Origin of the sequence: Hyphococcus sp. (assembly GCF_965267305.1) — a bacterium.
Classification (GTDB): Bacteria; Pseudomonadota; Alphaproteobacteria; order Caulobacterales; family Parvularculaceae; genus Hyphococcus.
Map to the genome: position 1 here is coordinate 2,107,694 of NZ_OZ253945.1, position 17,581 is coordinate 2,125,274.

Annotated in this window: 15 protein-coding genes; 2 read left to right on the top strand and 13 right to left on the bottom strand. The window is 58.6% G+C overall.

What is annotated here, in order from left to right:
• Positions 1-18 precede the first annotated feature (18 nt).
• The 9 genes from ACQY5P_RS09950 to ACQY5P_RS09990 form a co-directional block, all read right to left on the bottom strand.
• Complete coding sequence (locus tag ACQY5P_RS09950; RefSeq protein WP_428410591.1) at positions 19-3,183, bottom strand: efflux RND transporter permease subunit; 3,165 nt, start codon at positions 3,181-3,183, stop codon at positions 19-21.
• A gap of 11 nt (positions 3,184-3,194) precedes the next feature.
• Positions 3,195-4,451 carry an efflux RND transporter periplasmic adaptor subunit gene (locus ACQY5P_RS09955; RefSeq protein WP_428410592.1) on the bottom strand — a complete coding sequence of 419 codons (1,257 nt, stop codon included), beginning with the start codon at positions 4,449-4,451 and terminating at the stop codon, positions 3,195-3,197.
• Positions 4,448-5,695 carry a TolC family protein gene (locus ACQY5P_RS09960; protein WP_428410649.1) on the bottom strand — a complete coding sequence of 416 codons (1,248 nt, stop codon included), beginning with the start codon at positions 5,693-5,695 and terminating at the stop codon, positions 4,448-4,450. Before ACQY5P_RS09960 ends, ACQY5P_RS09955 begins: the two co-directional genes overlap by 4 nt.
• A gap of 74 nt (positions 5,696-5,769) precedes the next feature.
• Entirely contained in the window at positions 5,770-6,168 is a 399-nt protein-coding gene (locus ACQY5P_RS09965; RefSeq protein WP_428410593.1) for a hypothetical protein, read from the bottom strand.
• A gap of 217 nt (positions 6,169-6,385) precedes the next feature.
• Positions 6,386-8,428, bottom strand: a complete 2,043-nt coding sequence (locus ACQY5P_RS09970; protein ID WP_428410594.1) for a heavy metal translocating P-type ATPase — start codon at positions 8,426-8,428, stop codon at positions 6,386-6,388.
• Positions 8,429-8,659: 231 nt separating this feature from the next.
• Positions 8,660-8,968: a P-II family nitrogen regulator gene (locus ACQY5P_RS09975; RefSeq protein WP_165793820.1), complete on the bottom strand. Its 309-nt coding sequence runs from the start codon at positions 8,966-8,968 to the stop codon at positions 8,660-8,662.
• Positions 8,969-8,981: 13 nt separating this feature from the next.
• A complete protein-coding gene (locus tag ACQY5P_RS09980) occupies positions 8,982-12,137 on the bottom strand; it encodes an efflux RND transporter permease subunit (protein ID WP_428410595.1) in 3,156 nt (1,051 codons plus the stop codon).
• 11 nt (positions 12,138-12,148) lie between these two features.
• Positions 12,149-13,315 (bottom strand): efflux RND transporter periplasmic adaptor subunit, encoded by a 1,167-nt coding sequence (locus ACQY5P_RS09985; protein WP_428410596.1) that lies wholly within the window; start codon positions 13,313-13,315, stop codon positions 12,149-12,151.
• Positions 13,315-14,550, bottom strand: coding sequence for a TolC family protein (locus ACQY5P_RS09990; RefSeq protein WP_428410597.1), 1,236 nt, complete (start codon positions 14,548-14,550; stop codon positions 13,315-13,317). Before ACQY5P_RS09990 ends, ACQY5P_RS09985 begins: the two co-directional genes overlap by 1 nt.
• 211 nt (positions 14,551-14,761) lie before the next feature.
• On the opposite strand from ACQY5P_RS09990, the gene ACQY5P_RS09995 reads away from it, so the two are divergent.
• Positions 14,762-14,911, top strand: a complete 150-nt coding sequence (locus ACQY5P_RS09995; RefSeq protein ID WP_428410598.1) for a hypothetical protein — start codon at positions 14,762-14,764, stop codon at positions 14,909-14,911.
• 91 nt (positions 14,912-15,002) lie between these two features.
• On the opposite strand, the gene ACQY5P_RS10000 is transcribed toward ACQY5P_RS09995, so the two are convergent.
• Both ACQY5P_RS10000 and ACQY5P_RS10005 read right to left on the bottom strand, forming a co-directional pair.
• Positions 15,003-15,590, bottom strand: a complete 588-nt coding sequence (locus ACQY5P_RS10000) for a methyltransferase family protein (protein ID WP_274493833.1) — start codon at positions 15,588-15,590, stop codon at positions 15,003-15,005.
• Positions 15,591-15,592: 2 nt separating this feature from the next.
• Positions 15,593-16,243, bottom strand: coding sequence for a cation transporter (locus tag ACQY5P_RS10005; RefSeq protein WP_428410599.1), 651 nt, complete (start codon positions 16,241-16,243; stop codon positions 15,593-15,595).
• Between the two features lie 69 nt (positions 16,244-16,312).
• On the opposite strand from ACQY5P_RS10005, the gene ACQY5P_RS10010 reads away from it, so the two are divergent.
• Entirely contained in the window at positions 16,313-16,753 is a 441-nt protein-coding gene (locus ACQY5P_RS10010; RefSeq protein ID WP_428410600.1) for a MerR family transcriptional regulator, read from the top strand.
• Between the two features lie 21 nt (positions 16,754-16,774).
• On the opposite strand, the gene ACQY5P_RS10015 is transcribed toward ACQY5P_RS10010, so the two are convergent.
• On the bottom strand, positions 16,775-16,960 hold the full coding sequence (locus ACQY5P_RS10015) for a hypothetical protein (protein ID WP_375207791.1): 186 nt from the start codon (positions 16,958-16,960) through the stop codon (positions 16,775-16,777).
• Positions 16,961-16,978: 18 nt separating this feature from the next.
• Entirely contained in the window at positions 16,979-17,458 is a 480-nt protein-coding gene (locus ACQY5P_RS10020; protein WP_428410601.1) for a copper-binding protein, read from the bottom strand.
• Between the last annotated feature and the right edge of the window lie 123 nt (positions 17,459-17,581).

Genomic DNA, 17,581 nt, shown 5'->3' on the forward strand with positions numbered 1-17,581 from the left:
GTTTCTCCGTGTGTGAAATTATTCTGCTGGCGCAGTTTGCAGGTTCAGTGAGCCTCGCGCGGCGCGATGCCCGCTATGCGCCACCCGATAAAGCGCCGGTAGCACAAACAGCGTCAGCACGGTCGATGAGATAATCCCGCCGATTACGACGGTCGCAAGCGGGCGTTGTACTTCCGCGCCCGCGCCGACATTCAACGCCATCGGAATGAAGCCGAGGCTTGCAACAAGAGCGGTCATCAAGACTGGCCGCAACCGCGTCAGCGCGCCTTCTCTGATGGCTTCGCCGACCGGGCGGCCTTCCGCCGCCAGCGTTCGGATGAAGGTCATCATGACGACGCCGTTCAAAACCGCGACGCCGGAAAGCGCGATGAAGCCGACGCCCACCGAGATTGATAGCGGCATGCCGCGCAGGATGAGCGCGAAAACGCCGCCGGTAAGCGCCAGCGGTACGCCGGAAAAGACAATGGCGGCGTCTTTCACTGAGCGAAACAGCGCGAACAGGATCAAGAAAATCAAAAGCAGCGTTGCGGGCACAACAAGCGCCAGCCGCTGTGCGCCGGAAATAAGTTGCTCAAAAGTGCCGCCATAGCTGACCCAATAGCCAGCGGGCATTTCGATTTCTGTTTCGATGCGCTCGCGCAAATCGGCGATGAATGAGCCGAGATCGCGACCACGCACATTGGCGGTGATGACCGCGCGGCGCTTTCCGTTCTCGCGGCTGATCTGGTTGGGGCCGACGATCAACGACACACTTGCGACTTCTTGCAACGGTACAAAGCCGCGTACGCCGTCTACCGCATCCGGCAAAGGGATGCGTAACCGCCCTATAGCGTCCACATCTTCCCGCAAGACTTCCGGCAGGCGCACGACCACATCGAAACGCCGGTCACCCTCAAAGATTTGCCCGGCTTCGGCGCCGCCGAGCGACGTCTGCAAGACGTTTTGAAGATCGACGACGTTTAAGCCAAAGCGCGCAAGCGCCGCCCGATCAGGGTCGATCTGCAAGACAGGCAAGCCGGTGATCTGTTCCGACTGTGGGTCGCGAGCGCCCGGCGTTGCGGCGATGACGCTTTCGATTTGTCCGCCTATCTCAAGGAGCTGATCAAGATCGTCTCCATAGACTTTCACAGCGACATCGGCGCGCACGCCGGAAATCAACTCATTAAAGCGCATTTGAATCGGCTGCGTGAACTCATACCTATTGCCCGGAAACTCATCCACAGCAGCGTTCATCTCAGCAACTAGCTGCGTGCGCGGCTTTCGCGGATTTGGCCAATCTTTGCGCGGATGAAGAAGAATGAACGTGTCCGCGACGCTGGGCGGCACCGGATCAGTGGCGATTTCCGGCGTGCCGATCTTGGAAACGACGCGCTCGACTTCCGGAAATTCCCGCAAACGCGCTTCAAGCGCCGTTTGCATCGAAATCGCCTGACTGAGACTCGTGCCAGGGATTCTGAGCGCGTGCATGGCGATGTCGCCTTCTTCTAGATTCGGGATAAACTCCGAACCCATGCGCGAGGCAGTGAAGCCAGTGACGCCGACAAGCGCGATGGCGAGCGCGATGACAGCAAAGCGAAATCGCAACGCAAAATCGAGCGCTGGCGCATATGCGCCGCGCGCGCCGCGCATGACGACGCTTTCTTTTTCCGAAACCTTGCCGGTGACAAACAACGCAACGGCGGCTGGAACAAATGTAAGCGAGAGCACAAGCGCAGCTGTCAACGCTGTCACGACCGTAAAGGCCATCGGGTGGAACATTTTTCCTTCGATGCCTTGCAGTGAGAAGATCGGCACATAGACAAGCGTGATGATGAGAACGCCGAAGATTGATGGCTTAATGACTTCGACTGTCGCATCCTCAGCGACTTTGAACCGCTCTTCGCGGGAAAGCAGACGGCCAAGTTTGTGTTGCTCATGACTGAACCGTCGCAAGCAGTTTTCGACAATAATGACTGCGCCATCGACTATGAGACCGAAATCGAGCGCCCCGAGGCTCATCAAATTGCCTGATACGCCATTCTCCACCATGCCGGTGATGGTGAGAAGCATGGAAAGGGGAATAACCGCCGCCGTAATCAGCGCCGCGCGGATGTTTCCGAGCAGCAAGAACAGAACGACGATGACGAGCATGGCGCCGATGAGGAGGTTTTCTTCAACCGTCGAGATTGTGCGATCAACCAGCTCCGTTCGATCATAAATGGGCTTTGCCGCGACGCCTGCGGGCAAGGCCTTCGCGGCCTCCTCAAGTTTCGCGGCGACAGCCTGCGCGACGACGCGGCTATTTTCGCCGATCAGCATGAAGACCGTGCCAAGCACGATTTCCTTGCCGTTTTCGGTGGCGGCGCCTGTACGCAATTCCTCGCCTATCAGCACATCGGCGACATCGGAAACCCGTACAGGCACGCCGTTGCGGTTCGCGACGATGATGGATTTCAGGTCTTCAATGCCTTCGGCCTGCCCGGAGGAGCGGACAAGAAGCTGTTCGCCATAGCGCTCCACATAACCGGCGCCGATATTGGCGTTGTTGGCTTCAAGCGCCTCGATGACGTCGCTCATCGTGAGGTGTGCGGCCGCGAGCCGGTCGGGCCATGGTGTAACATGATATTGGCGGACATAACCGCCGACCGTGTTGACTTCCGTGACGCCCGGCGTGTTGCGCAATTGCGGGCGAATGACCCAATCCTGCAGCGTCCGCAAATCTTCCGGCGTCCATTCAGAGCCGTCGGATTTGCGGGCACCGGATTCGGCTTCGACCACATACATGAAGATTTCGCCAAGACCGGTGGCGATCGGCCCCATTTCCGGCTCTACGCCTTCCGGAAGCTGGCTTCGAACAGACTGAAGCCGTTCATTGAGTAGCTGTCGGGCGAAATAAATATCCGTCCCGTCCTCAAACACAGCCGTCACCTGGCTGAGCCCATAACGGGAGACCGAGCGCGTATAGTCGAGCCCCGGCATGCCGGCGATAGCGGTTTCCACCGGAAAGGTAATACGCTGTTCGGCTTCCAGCGGCGAAAAGCCGGGCGCTTCGGAATTGATCTGCACCTGAACATTCGTGATGTCAGGGGTCGCGTCGATCAACAGGCGATTGAAGTTCCATACGCCAAGGCCTGCAAGCGCCAGCACAAGGGCCAACACGATCCAGCGATTGCGGATTGATAGTCGGATGATGTTATCGAGCATGACGCAGGTTCCTAGTGATCGTGGCTTGCGCCGGATTTCTCGACATCCTGGCGGATGAGAAAGGCGTTCTTGGTCACATACTCAACGCCCGGATCAACGCCGCTGAGAACTTCCGTCCATTCCGGCGTGCGGCGGCCGAGTTCAAGCATTCTGACTTCGTAGGTTTCGCCGACGCGCGCATAGACCACCGTGAAATCGCGGAAGCGTTGCAGGGCTTCGGTTTTTACCGCCAGCGGCACGTCATCTTCTCCGACGACGACAACACCTTCGACCGCCTGACCGGGCCGCCATGTCTTGTCTTCATTCGGAAGCTCTACATGCGCGACGATGGTTTGCGTCATCATGTCGGCTGCGGGCAAAATCGTTTCGATTTCCGCTTCAATCGATTTTTCACCGCTCAGGCTTTTGACCTTAATTGGCTGACCGGCGGCGAGGCGCTCTGCATCGCGCGGATAAACGTAAAACTCCGCGTGAACCTGTGTCGCATCTGCGATGACGTAAAGAGGACGGTCCGCCGTCGCGACATCGCCGACATTCGCGCGCCGTTCCATCACAACGCCGGAGATCGGCGCGGGGATTTGGTAGGTTTGCAGGCTTTCGCTTGCCGTGACGCGGGCGAGCGTTTCGCCTTTTTCGACCGTTTCGCCGATTTTTTTGGTCATTTCGACAATGCGGCCCGGAAACCATGCGCCGACTTCGGCGCGGCCATGAGGCTGTAATTCAACGCGGCCTGAAAGCGTTACGGTTTCTTCGATGGTCGCCGGGCCAGTGGTTTCCACTTCGACGCTTGCTGCATCCGCCTGTTCCTGTTTGATGGTAGTACGGCCCTCATAGGAGTCGTAACTCCATTCATATTGTCGGCCTTCGTAAGCAGCCCGCACCGTCACGTCGAAACTGTGCGGCTCGGTAACGACGCCATCGCCGCGCAGGAAATCATCCTCCGGCGCAAAACGGAACTCATCGACTTGTCCGCCAAGGCGCCCGAGGTCGATTTCAAGATCGATCGTTGATGGATCGACCGGCCTGTCGTTCGCATAAGGATAGACGCGAAACTCCGGATCGACGCCATCCTCAAAGATCGTGATTTCAACGGCGAAATCGCCATCGCGCAACATGCGTCCGCGATGCGGTCCGCGTTCATATTCTTCCGCCTTCTCTTCGCCATGGCCTTCCGAGGGTTGGGCTTCACCGTTGCCGCACGCGTTTAGAGCCAACAAGGCTAGTAAGGCGAACGCCGCAGGCGCGGCTTTTTTCAGTTTTACGCTCACTGTGAATTCTCCTGAGAATAATCGGGCGACAAGGCGCCCATGCGGCGGGCGAGTTTCGCTTCCGCGCGGTGATAGGTGAGAAGCGCCGAGATTTGCCGCATCTTCGCTTCGGTTAGCGAGGCTTGCGCGTCCAGCACTTCGATGTAGGAAAGGCCGCCCTGACGGTATGCGCCGAGCGATTGGCTCAATGCCCGTTCGCTCGCAGGGATAATGCGCTCCGCATAGGCTTTAATTTGAGCGTGTGCCGCTTCAGCCTGCGAGGTGAGATAAGCGATTTCCCGCGCCAGTTCGCGTTTGCGCGCGGCGACTGCATATTCGGCGCGGTTCGCGTCCGCCTTTGCGGCGGCGATGGCGCCGGAATTCCGGTTCCAGATCGGAAGCGGCACGCTAACGCCGACGACAAACGCCGATTCATCGATACCTCTGAGTTGACGGAAGCCCGCACGCACATCCGGATCGGGAACGCGCTTGGCCCGCTCAATTTCAACACGGGCGGCTGCGCTATCGCGCTCGGCTTCGGCCAAGGCGATATCCGGCGAGGCGTTGTTATTCGCGTCTCGCGGCGCCGTATTGAAAAACGTCGTTGTCTCTATGGAGAAATCGCCTGCGCCGCCCCAATAGCTAGCGAGGGCGGCTTTCGCCGCTCCCGCGCGCGCGCTCGTGGTCTCCACTTCGATTTCCGTTTCCGCGAGCCGAGCCGAAACGCGCGCACGCGCGGCCTCCGGATCGCGGGCGGCGCGCACGCGCCGGTCAACAGCAGCGGAGAAATCTTTCGCAACCTCAAGCCGCGATTGCGCGACAGTGACTAGCGCTTCCGCCGCCTGCGCTTCGACAAAAGCGAGTTCAACGGCTTCGCGCAAATCGAGTTCGCTAAGCCCCGCTCGGATGCGCGCGGCGCCCGTTTCCCGGTCCGCGAAGTTCGCTCGCGCATGCCGGTCGCCGCCGAGTTCGAATTCCTGACTGAGCGTATAGGTCGCTTGCGCGCCGTCGAAACCGCTAACCGGCCCCGATCCGCCGAAATCCTCTAACTGAACTTCAAGGCTCGGATTTGGCCGCAGCCGCGCCTGCCGCGCCAAGGCTTCCGCCGCGCGCAAGCCTTCGCCCGCCGCCGCCACGCCGGGATCGCTTTCAAGCGCGCGGGCAATGGCATCGCCGCGCGTTAGCAGGTTTGACGCCCGCTCACCCGGCTGTGCTTTAACTGCGCCAGCCGCCGCGAGCCCAATCAGGGCCGCGCAAAATAACATTCTCACGGGAAATTCTCCTCTGTCGTAAACCGTGCGCGCCCAGCACAACAAGCGCGGACGCTGAGCCGTTTAGATCAGAGGATGAGGCGTGGAGGCTTGAATGGTGGCTTGTCCCGATGGCGGGCAGCGGCCCCTTGAGGATCGGGCGGCGAGGCTCGCTCAGAAATCATCGCAAAGGCAAGCGACACGCCAGTATCCGCAGGGCCGAATTGCGGCGTCGAATGTGAGTGAAACCCGGTTTCGGTGTGCGGCGCACCATCGTTTTCTTCAAGATCGGTGAAAACCAATTTTTCCTCGGGAGCCGAGCCATCATGGTCATGACCATGCGCGTCCGCAGTTTGGCTGTCCGCCACAACATGAATGGGATGCCATCCGTCATGGGCGTGGGCGTGGACGGACGCTGACGCCAGCACGCCGTAATTGGCGATGGCGAGCGCTAAAACATAAACTACAAAGGATCGCAGTTTGGTCATCCGCCCATTCTATACCCGAAATCTTCATTTTTGATAAACCCCAAATTATGGGGCCTCGAATTAACCCCAAAATCAATATTCTGAAGAAATCGGGACGCAATATCGTAAATCATGTTGCACCGTTGCATTCACACTCCAGCGCGCTCCAAAATGGCGCAATAGCAAGTCTCAATTTTTGCCGCTGGCTTATGCCTCCAGGATTTCGAGGCAAAAATCACTACCGCCCCACTTTTCCCAGATCGCCAATCAGATATGTCGTCTTTTTTGGTTCGTTGTACGCCAATAATCGTAATGCATTAGCGACGACAATGAGGGTCGATCCCTCATGCACCAGAACAGCTGGCCCGATGCCAAGCCCGAAAAGCGTCGCGGGAATAAGAACCGCAACAATGCCCAGACTGACCCAAAGGTTTTGACGGATCGTTCGGCTGGTCGCGCGGCTCAGTCCGACGGCAAATGGCAGCGTTTCAAGATCATCCGCCATAAGAGCGACATCGGCCGTTTCGAGCGCCACATCCGAGCCGGCTGCGCCCATAGCGACACCAACGGTTGCGTTCGCCATGGCTGGCGCATCGTTTACGCCGTCGCCGACCATGGCGACGCCGCCTGATTCTTTTAGCTCCTTGATTTTCTCGACCTTATCGTCGGGCATAAGATCGCCGAAGGCGTGATCGAGACCAACTTCGCGCGCAATCGCGTCCGCGACTTGTTGATTATCGCCCGAAATCATCATCATTTTCGAAACGCCGATATCGCGCAAGCGTTGGACTACTCGCCTGGCGGCGGAGCGCGGCGTGTCCATCAAGCCCAGAGCGCCAAGATACGCATCGCCCCGCCGGACAATCATCGTTGTCCGCCCCCGCGCCGTCATGCTCTTGACGGTCACGCGAAGATCGTCCGGCAGCGGCGTTCCATTTGCCTCGGTAAAGAGAGCCGTTTTTCCGATGTGAACGAATTCGTCATTCAATCGCGCGGAAACGCCTTTGCCAGTGATGCTTTTGAATTCCGTCGCGTTGTATTCAATGGCTCCCATTCGTTCTTTGACATCGCGGACGATCGCGTCGGCGAGCGGGTGGTCGCTTAACGCTTCAACAGCCGCGGCGACGCGAAGAAGCTCCGTTTCCGTAATGCCGGCGACTGGCGTGATTTCAACGAGCTTCGGCTCTCCGGATGTGAGCGTACCCGTCTTGTCGAATGCAATTGAATCAAGCCGACCTAGCGCTTCAAGCGGCGCGCCGCCCTTGATCAGCACGCCGCCGCGTGCGGCGCGGGCGATGCCGCTGAGGATTGCGCTGGGCGTTGCAATCGCGAGGGCGCAGGGGCTGGCCGCGACCAGCACCGCCATCGACCGGTAGAAACTCTGCGCCGGGTCCTCGTCGAGAACGAGCCATGACAAAGCCGTTATGAAGGCGAGCATGACGACACATGGAACAAATATTTTCTCAAACTTTTTTGTGAAACTTTGCGTCGGCGACTGCCGGGTCTCGGCGGCGCTGACCATGTCGATTACGCGTGCGAGGGTCGATTCCGAGGCGCGCCGGGTCACCTGTATTTCGAGACTCCCGGCGCCGTTGATGGAACCGGCGAAGACCTTATGCGCCGGCTTGACGCCTTCGGGTTTTTCCGCGGCGGCGGCGGCATCTTTCACTGGCGATTTATCAACCGGGACGCTCTCGCCGGTGATGGGCGCCTGATCGATGCTACTCTCGCCTTTGATAACAAACCCGTCTGCAGGAACGCGCTCATTGGACCTTATGACGACGATATCGCCATCCTTCAACTCTTCGACTGGGATTGTAACTTCCTCGCCAGCGCGCCGGACCAGCGCTTCCTCCGGCGCGAGGTCCGCTAGCGCAGCGATCGCATTGCGCGCCCGCGCCATTGCGTAATTTTCGAGGGCGTGTCCGATGCTGAACAGGAACAGGAGAAACGCGCCTTCCGCCCATTCTCCCAGGATCGCGGCTCCGCCGGCGGCGACGAGCATCAGGAAATCTATCTCGAATTTGCCCTGCGAGATTTTGCCCAGCGCCTCCTTCAGCGTGAAATACCCGCCGAAAAAGTATGCAGCTAGGAACAGCCCAAATGCCGCGGATTCTGGCATCGCCGATATCTTCGGCCCAAGCCAGCCAGCAAGAAGCGCAGCGCCGCACAGCAATGAAAAGGCGAGTTCCGCCCGGCCATGCAACAACCTGTTTAGCCAGTCACCGTGCTGATGCTCGTCTTTTGCGGTGTTGTCGGTTGGCTGATTTTCTTCGTTCACGGTAGGAATTCCTCGAAGAGGCTATTGAGTTGGTGCAATAAGAGTAACGATGCTGACATTTGCGTACTGATTACAGTTGTCAAAAAGTTCAGGCGGAGCCGCCGGGTTAGGGGGACGAACCCGGCGGCTCCTTCTGGCTACGTAGGGCGATCGCACGCGCAGGAAGTAAGCGCTTTCGCCCGCTCGCAAATCAAAACAAGTCAACGAATTGCGAGACCAGAAGCAAGTGACTTAGAACGGAATTGCCGCCGTGATATTGCTCACATAAATGAATCCCGATTCCTCCATATCGGTTTTCCCATTTGCGCGAATGAGTTCGGTCGCCTCGGAAAGGCGGTCGTCTTCGCAAACCAGCTCCAGCTTCACCTCCGTGATCACTCGGTCGCCGAGCTCCGTTGAATATTGCTGTTCTTTTTCGTCGAGCGCCTTGACCATGCCCTTGACGTCGACTGCCGTCATGTTGGCGAAGCCGCCTTTGCGCAAGGCGCGAACGACGCTCGCGGCCCGGCTGCGGTGAACAAATGCTTTAATCTCAATCATTTTCGTACTCCTTTCATTCGGCTGCTTTCGCGTGCGCCTCGGCGAGTTCGAGATCGCCGCGAGACGGCGGCGCCTGCGATTTTCGCCCGCGTGTTTCCATCCACTCATAAATCACCGGCAACAGGATCAATGTGAGTGCGGTCGAGGTCAGCAATCCACCGACAACAACCGAAGCCAGAGGCCGCTGTGTCTCGGCGCCGACGCCTGTCGAAAGCAGCATGGGGACAAGGCCCAGTATCGCTACGCTTGCGGTCATCAGCACTGGGCGAAGTCTCAATTCAACGCCGCGCCTGACGGCATCGCGGACATTGTATCCGGCGTCCCGCTGTTCATTGATGAAACTGACGAGGACGATGCCATTGAGCATGGCGACTCCGAAGACCGCGATAAACCCGATCGCTGACGGCACCGATAGATATTGTCCAGTGATGAAGAGTGCGAACAATCCTCCGCTCGCTGCAAAAGGCACGTTGGCGATAATTAACGCGGCGTATTTAACCGAGTTGAACGCCGTGTAGAGCAACACGAAAATAAAGAAGATCGTCGCCGGAACGATGAGCGATAACTTCGCCAGCGCGCGTTGCTGGTTCTCAAAGGCGCCGCCCCATTCGATCCAGTAGCCGGGCGGCAATTCCACATTCGCCGCAATGACGTCATTGGCGTCTTTCACGAACCCATCGACGTCTCGGCCGCGCACATCCATCTGGATCACGGCGTAACGCTGCAATTGTTCGCGGCGGACAAAGGAATAGCCCTCCGCGGACGTAACATTCGCCACGCGGCCGAGGGGAATAATCGCGCCGTCCGCGGTCTGCAGCGGAATATTGCGGATCGATTCCATGGACGCTTTCGACGCGTCCTGCAGACGGGCGGTGATATCGAACCGCCTGACGCCATCGATAAGCGTGCCCACGGGCTCCGCGCCGATGCCGGTCCGCACGACGTTCAGAACATCGTCGGCGTTCATGCCGTATCGCGCGAGTTCGGCGCGGTCGACCTGAATGCGGATTTGCGGCTTGCCGATATTGGCTTCGAGCGAAAGATCAGCGGCGCCCGGCACGCCGGAAATCGCTTCCTTGATTTCCTGGCTGAGCCTGTCCAGTTCGCCAAGATCCTGACCATAGATTTTCGCGGCAAGCGTTGCGCGAACGCCCGAGATCAGCTCTTCAACGCGCATCTGGATTGGTTGCGTGAAGGCGATGACCGAGGTCGGCACGGTTTCTTCAAGCTTTTCGCGCATGTCGTCGGCAAGCGAAGCGACCGAACGCTTACGGGGCCACTCGCTTTGCGGTTTTAGCGCCGTGTAGATTTCCATGTAGTTGACATCTGCGGTCTCGCCTTTTTCGGCGCGCCCGATCATGGCGATTGTCGTTTCCACTTCGGGAAACTCAGACAGCGTGTTTTCAATTTCCTTGGAAATCTCAATCGACTGATCCAGCGAAGTCGAAGGGATCGACGTGACCCGCCACATGATCGACCCTTCCTGTAATTGAGGCATGAACTCCTTGCCGAGGAAGGGAAAGAGCGCGAGGCTGGCGACCAGAAGACCGCCGGCCGCGAGGCCCACCTTGCGCTTGTTATCGAGACTCCAGGCGATCAGAGGCAGATAGCCGCGCTTGACGATCCGCATCAGCATCGTGTCGCGCTCTTCCTTCGGCTTCAGGATCATCGCCGCCAGGACGGGAATGATCGTCAGCGTCAGAATCAGCGAGCCCGCCATGGCGAAGCTGATATTGAAGGCCATGGGCTTGAAGAGTTTGCCTTCTAAGCCCTCAAGACTGAAGAGCGGCAGAAAGACGACGATGATGATCATGATCGCAAATGCGATGGGATTGGCGACTTCCCTCGCAGCCTGCAGAACGGCGGCTGTCCGATTGACCTCGCCGCCCTCTTCCTTGCGCTCGGCCATGATGCGGAACGAGTTTTCGACCATGACGACGGCGCCGTCGACCATCATGCCGATGCCGATGGCGAGACCCGCGAGCGACATCAGATTGGCGGAAAGACCCATCTGGCCCATAAAAATAAAGGCGATCAGCATGGCGAGCGGCAATGCAGTAATGACCACCAGCGCCGATCGGATTTCGCCGAGAAACAGAAACAGAACGATGGCGACGAGGATCGACCCTTCAATAAGGGCTTTTTCCGCCGTGCCGACCGCTTTTTCCACAAGTTCGGTGCGGTCGTAGATCGGCTTGATGATGACGCCGTCTGGCAGCGCTCCTTCAACCGTTTCAACCTTTTCCTTCACCGCATCGACGACGTTCTTGGCGTTCTCACCGATGCGCGCCAGCGCCATGCCCAAGACAACTTCCTCGCCGTCGCGGGTGACGGCGCCGAAGCGCAGCGCCGGCGCCTGTTCGACGTTCGCGACATCGCGTACATAAACCGGGGCTCCGTCCTTTACCTTGACGACGATATTGCCAATATCGGTTTCGTCCCGCACAAGGCCGAGGCCGCGCACGAGATATTGCTCCGGCCCCTGATCGATATATTGCCCGCCGACTTGCCGGTTATTCGCCTCAAGCGCTTCGACGACATCGGAAAACCCCAATTCGTATTTGATGAGCTGCAAGGGATCGATCTGGACCTGGAACTGGCGCTCCTGCCCGCCCCAGGACATAACGTCATCGACGCCGGCGGCGGTGCGCAGAATGAGCCGCACGTTCCAGTCCTGAAGGGTCCGAAGATCCATGTCGCTGATGTCGCCCTTGAGGGATTCATCAGCGCGTTCGAGCGTGTACCAGAAGACCTGACCGAGACCCGACGCATTGGGACCCATTTCCGGGGAGCCGTAGCCTTCGGGAATGCGGTCGCGGACTTCCGCGAGCCGCTCCATAACAAGGCGCCGCGCGAAATAGATATCGACGCTGTCCTTGAAATAAACAGCGACATAGGAAAGGCCGAAGAGGCTCACCGAACGGATTTCCGACACGTCGGGAAGCCCCGCCATCGCCGACTCTACGGGGAACGTCAGCAATTGTTCGACGTCTTCGGCGGCAAGACCCGGCGATTCCGTATAGATATTGACCTGCACGGGCGTCACGTCGGGGAAAGCGTCGATGGGAACCGTTGTGACGGCGCGCCAGCCGAGGAAGCCGACAACGGCAAATATAATGAGCACCAGAAATTTGTACTGGAGCGAGAATTCAACGAGTTTGTTCAACATGGGTCGCGCTCCTAATGCCCGTGGCCTTCGCCCATTTTCGTCTTTTGAATGAGCGATTTGAGGAGAAAGGTTTGTTCGGTGACGATTTCGTCGCCTTCAGCAACGCCGGAGGCAATTTCGATCCAGCCGCCGCTGGCGGCGCCGGTTTCAACACTGACGGGTTCGATTTCATCGCCCTCGATGCGGAAAACCGTCGGCGCGCCGTCCATCAGGACGACCGCGCTTTCCGGCAAGGCCAAGGCTTCATCGCCAGCGCCAACGGAGATCGCAGCGTCAACGAATTGACCAGCGTGAAAATCATCATCTGCATTGCCGATTTCTATGCGCGCCATTAAAGTGCGCGTCGTTTCATCGAGCGCATGCTGGAGCTGGATGACTTTGCCTTCCTCCCAGTGGCCGACGCTCGATTTGACGCGTGCGGCTGCGCCAACGGCTATTCGTTGCGCCTGTTCGGCGGTCAATCGGGCTTCAACCCAGACCGTCGTTTCGTCGCTGATTTCGACCAGCACCCGGCCGGGATCGACAAACTCTCCCAGGGTGAAATCGTCGCGGACGACAGTGCCGGCTTGCGGCGCAAACAATAAAAAGCGGCCTGTCGCTTTGCTAGCGTCGCCGGTTTTCAGAAGTGCGGCGACTTCCTGTTCCGCCATGCCGAACGAGAGGAGTTTGGCGTGAGCCTGCTGGCGCGCAACGTCCGCCTCGACAAAGCGCTTTTCAGAAACGACGTCCCGTCCGAGATTTCGAACGCGGCGCCATTCTTTATCGTTGATGATGAGTGCGCCTTGCGCTTCGGCCATTTCGACGCTGGAGAGCGTAACCAGCGGCGCGCCTTCTTCGACTTTCTCTCCGCGCACGATATGTCGCTCGACAATCTGCGCGCTGATGCGCGGCGCGACCTGCGCCGTCTTGTAGCGGTTCGCCGTCACCTCGCCCGGCGCAATGAACTCACCGGTCAGTTGCCGTTTGCCGAGCGCAATGGATTTGATCCCCTTGACGCTGCGTTCCGCCGCCGTCATTTCGATATGACCGCCGCCTTCTTCGCCGTGGTCCTCTTCCGACTGCTCGGCTGAAGCTGGCTTTTGTTCAGCATCCGATGCACCGCAGCCTGCGACTGTCAGCGCCGCGAGGGCGATGATCGCCAATCCAAGGCCAGAATTCAGTTTCCGAAAGTTACGCATCACAGAGTCGCCTTCCATTCATTGAGCGTCCCTGACGCATCGAGCCAATCGATCCAGGCACGCCATAAAGACCCTTGAAGTTCAATTCCTGCGCGTTCCGCGCTGTAGGTTTGATCGAGCTGCACGAGATATTCGACCGCCGTGATGTCGCCCGACCGCCATAGTTGATCGAGCACGCGGCGTTGCTCGCGGAGCACATCCGACCCGTCGCGCATCCACGCGCGCCACGTCCCCGCCGCGACGGCGAAGCGTCCGCTGGCTTCGACGAGCCGTGCTTCGGCGTTGCGCAGCTGATTGCGAATCGCTTGCTCGGCGGCGACACGCTCGGCGCGCGCCTCATCGACTTCGGCCTGTCCGGACGCAAAAACCGGGATAGGTACGGACAATCGGACGCCGGCGAAATCGGCGTCTCCTTCGCGTCCATAGGCGGCGCCGATGGTCGGATCGGGAATGCGTGCTTTTTTCGCAAACCGGATTTCGGCCGACAGCGCGTCGGCGCGCGCTTCCGCCGCGCGCAGTTCCGGCAAGCGGCGGACCAGCGTCATATCGAGCGGCGGCGCCGCCGCCGGCGGGTCAGGTAGCACCGGCCAGGCCGGCATGACTTCGCCCACAAGCGCCGTCAAAGCTTGTCGCGCTTCGGAGAACTCGCTCCGGGCGGTCGTTTGCTCGGCGATCGCCTGGGAAAAGCTCAGCTGCGCAGCAAGACGCTCCGATTTCGACAGATCACCGGCTTCCGCGCGGCGGTCAGCAATCGAAGAAAACTCGCGCGCGACGTCGGCGCGCTCGGCCGCCAGATCAGAAAGGCGTTTGCTTGCCTGGTAATCCGCCAGCGCGGTCAGGAGATCGGCGAAAAGCGCACGCTTTTCCGCTTCAAACGTAAAGCTTGCGGCGTCGACGGCGCTGCGCGCGCCCTTCGCCCGCGTCGCGCGCTTATTGGTGATGTCGAAGGCTTTCGACAGACCGATAGCGCGCGTGTCGTTCGCTGGATCCTCGCTGTCCGAAAATTCGCCCTCGAATTCCGGATTGTAGAGCGGCCGCGAATTGGCGCGCCCGCGCGCTTCAGCCGCATCGAGCTCAGCGCGCGCTTCTTCGAGCCTTGGATGATTGCGCGCGGCGTCTTCAAGAAATTGCCCTAGCGCCAGCCCAGGCTCAATAGCGTTCTCCTGCGCGGACGCAGCGCCGAGCCCCCACGCCGCAAAAGCGGCGAGCGCAAGCCCGCATATTCTGATGGTCATTGGTCATTGTCCTCTTGGAATCAAAGTTACTGATGGGCGCGCAGCGGCGCGCGATCAGTCAGATTCGCGGAGGACGGAATAATGAGGAAAGAGAAGCCTGGGGGACGACACCGTTTTCCGGCGCTCTGATCTTGCTTGCAAAGAGCAGCAGGGACGCTGGCTCCAATGAGGCGCGAGACAGGGCGTGAAAATGACATGCGCCGGAATGACAATGCGCGGCGTGCTCCGGATGGATGGAACCTTCGTCAGCCGGCTCGCCTTGTGTCGCGGCGCGCTCTTCGCCCGCGTCGTGTTGCGTCGCATGATGGATGTCTTCTTCCACCGCGTGCGCAGGCGCGACGATGCCAACCGCGCCCCATAGCGCAATCAACAATACCGCAATGACGCGGTGCATATGTCGAATGGATGACATCATCTCAAATGCGTCCTACTGTAAAACTCCTGACAAATCATTATAATTTTTCGTTTACATCGTTGCGCCGACCAGACGGCGACCTGAAATATCGCGCGGTTCGCCTCAAATACGACTCATAGGCTTTTCCAAAAGCCGCCCGAAGATGCGGCTCTTCGACCGATACAATATAACAATGAATGAAGAGCGCGAATGATAGGGTGAGCACGGACGCCCAAACCGAAAGCGCGGCCAATGACACTCCACCCAGGAACAAGGCGTATCCGACATATTGCGGGTTGCGCGACCAACGGTAAACGCCCCGGTCAATAAGTTCGTCTTCCTTGAGGCCATAGACTCTCGAAAAATCCGCATAGGCGTTCCGGCCCAGATAAATCAGCGCAGCCCCGGCAATCGCAAGAAATCCGCCAGCGGCGCTCGTAAGAATGCCTGGGGCGCCAAGCGAACCCCGATCGAACCACGCGATTGCAAGCAGCAACAAAGCATTGCCGTGCATGGCGGCGCCGGTCCAGACTGCCAACGGTATGCTGACGCGACCGCGTTTCAAAAAGTCCCGTTTAACCAGCATCGCCATCGGAATGGAAAGCGCAGCATTGACCGCCGCCAAAATGAGTAACACCCGTACCATGCTCAAACACGCCCCTCGGCGAAATTCAGCGACGCGCGGCGTTCTTTCATCGACTGCGCAATGATCGAGCAAGCTGATCTTGCGAACAGGCTCGCAAGCAATGCCGCCACAATCAAATCGGGCCAGAACGATCCCGTAACCCACACCGCCGCGCCGGCGGCAATCACGGCGACATTGCCGATGGCGTCATTGCGCGAGCACAGCCAGACGGAGCGGACATTTGAGTCGCCGTCCCGCCAGCGAAGGAGAATGAAAACGCTTGCAACATTGGCGGCGAGCGCAGCAAAGCCGACGCCACTCATCATGGGCGCAACAGGAGAGGCGTCGCTGAACGCGCTCGCAACCGTGGTGGTCAGGACAAACAGCGCCATCAAGCCAAGACTGGCGCCTTTAATCAGCGCCGCCGTTGCGCGCGTGCGCAGCGCCGCGCCGATAACCGCGAAGCTCAAAGCGTAGGTCGCGGTATCGCCCGCGAAATCGAGAGCGTCGGCTTTCAGCGCCTGTGAACTCCCAAGATAGCCAGCCGACATTTCAACCAGAAACATTGCGGCGTTGATGGCGATCACCGCGATCAGCGCCCGCCTATATGCGGGCGACCGGCCGTCGAATTGATCGGCGTCAATTTGATTGTCCTCACAGGCGCATCCGGCCATCCCGGCTCTCCTTGCTTTGCCGCTAAGCCTAACCTAATGTCTACAGCAACTGTAGGTTCAAGGGTTAAAATGCTGAAATCCGAAAAAAGTCCCGTGACTATCGGCCGGCTGGCAAAAGCCTCGGACGTCAAAGTCACAACAATTCGCTATTATGAGAGCATCGGCCTTATCGATCCGCCGGATCGGTCCGAAGGCGGCCAGCGAATATACGACGCCAAAGCCATTGAGAGAATGCGGTTCATTCGTCATGCCCGCGATCTTGGCTTTCCGCTGGAGGCGATCCGTGAGCTGATCGCCCTCTCCAGAAACGAGAACCGGTCCTGCGCGGACGTTGATGAAATCGCGCGCCGTCACGCCGAAGACGTCAGACAACGCATCAAGCGATTGAAATCGCTCGAACGCGAGCTCAATCGGATGATCAAGGAATGCAGCGTCGACAAAATTTCAGACTGCCGCGTGATTGAAATTCTCTCCAATCACGCGCTCTGCGCAACAGAACATCGGAATTAGGTCGGCTGCCGGAAACGAAGTCTACTTTTCGTGAAAGAAAAGATACTTCACGAACGCCGCAATACCCAAGAGTAAAAACACGGCGATCAACAACATTACAATTGCACCGCCCGCACCCATCATCATCCCACCTTCCATCATTTCGATTCTCCTTTCGAATATTGCGTGAGCATTTTCCAAACCGCCAAAAAGCGATCGCGCGTCCATTCAAGATGTTCTTCTCAATCAATTTTTATCCTTCTCCGACCCTTGCCCCATGCCATCCATCATGCCATCGCCCATTTTCATTCCGTCGCACATCATGCCGCCGCCCATTATCGATTTCATCGCGGCCTTGAATTCCTCCAGATCGCCGGCGATGGGCATCATCATCGATACGTCGTAGCCGCCGTCATCGTTCTTCGTCAGCATGAAGTGAACATTGTCGCCCTCTTCAAATTTCTGCAGCGCGACCATATCGCCGACAGCGAAATCCATCGTCATCTTGCCCCATCCGATTTTTTTGATGGGGTCATGCGAGAGATTGACTTTTTTCGCTTTCAAGTCGACGGAGTTGACCGTGCCGAACCCGGACGCCATGTCGCTGCAGCAGGACATGCCGTCCATACCATCCATTTTCATACCGCCGCTTTGGCTAAGCGCCGGAACGGAAATTAGCGCGATAGCGGCGCCAACGGCGATCGTGGAGAGTTTCATAGATTTCATTGCTGTTATCCTTTCAATTCAATGCGCACAGAGAGACGGCTGACTTCGTCGCGCATGAAACGAAGCCGCCAACAAAAGCGAATGGAGCGTTTCGGTTCTTCTTCAATTTATCTGCTCCGTATA

Excerpts from the sequence above, each read along its gene's own strand:
- ACQY5P_RS09950 (WP_428410591.1), bottom strand. The coding sequence starts at position 3,183 with ATGCTCGATAACATCATCCGACTATCAATCCGCAATCGCTGGATCGTG.
- ACQY5P_RS09960 (WP_428410649.1), bottom strand. The coding sequence starts at position 5,695 with ATGTTATTTTGCGCGGCCCTGATTGGGCTCGCGGCGGCTGGCGCAGTT.
- ACQY5P_RS09965 (WP_428410593.1), bottom strand. The coding sequence starts at position 6,168 with ATGACCAAACTGCGATCCTTTGTAGTTTATGTTTTAGCGCTCGCCATC.
- ACQY5P_RS09975 (WP_165793820.1), bottom strand. The coding sequence starts at position 8,968 with ATGATTGAGATTAAAGCATTTGTTCACCGCAGCCGGGCCGCGAGCGTC.
- ACQY5P_RS09980 (WP_428410595.1), bottom strand. The coding sequence starts at position 12,137 with ATGTTGAACAAACTCGTTGAATTCTCGCTCCAGTACAAATTTCTGGTG.
- ACQY5P_RS09985 (WP_428410596.1), bottom strand. The coding sequence starts at position 13,315 with ATGCGTAACTTTCGGAAACTGAATTCTGGCCTTGGATTGGCGATCATC.
- ACQY5P_RS09990 (WP_428410597.1), bottom strand. The coding sequence starts at position 14,550 with ATGACCATCAGAATATGCGGGCTTGCGCTCGCCGCTTTTGCGGCGTGG.
- ACQY5P_RS09995 (WP_428410598.1), top strand. The coding sequence starts at position 14,762 with ATGCGCGGCGTGCTCCGGATGGATGGAACCTTCGTCAGCCGGCTCGCC.
- ACQY5P_RS10000 (WP_274493833.1), bottom strand. The coding sequence starts at position 15,590 with ATGGTACGGGTGTTACTCATTTTGGCGGCGGTCAATGCTGCGCTTTCC.
- ACQY5P_RS10005 (WP_428410599.1), bottom strand. The coding sequence starts at position 16,243 with ATGGCCGGATGCGCCTGTGAGGACAATCAAATTGACGCCGATCAATTC.
- ACQY5P_RS10010 (WP_428410600.1), top strand. The coding sequence starts at position 16,313 with ATGCTGAAATCCGAAAAAAGTCCCGTGACTATCGGCCGGCTGGCAAAA.
- ACQY5P_RS10015 (WP_375207791.1), bottom strand. The coding sequence starts at position 16,960 with ATGGACGCGCGATCGCTTTTTGGCGGTTTGGAAAATGCTCACGCAATA.
- ACQY5P_RS10020 (WP_428410601.1), bottom strand. The coding sequence starts at position 17,458 with ATGAAATCTATGAAACTCTCCACGATCGCCGTTGGCGCCGCTATCGCG.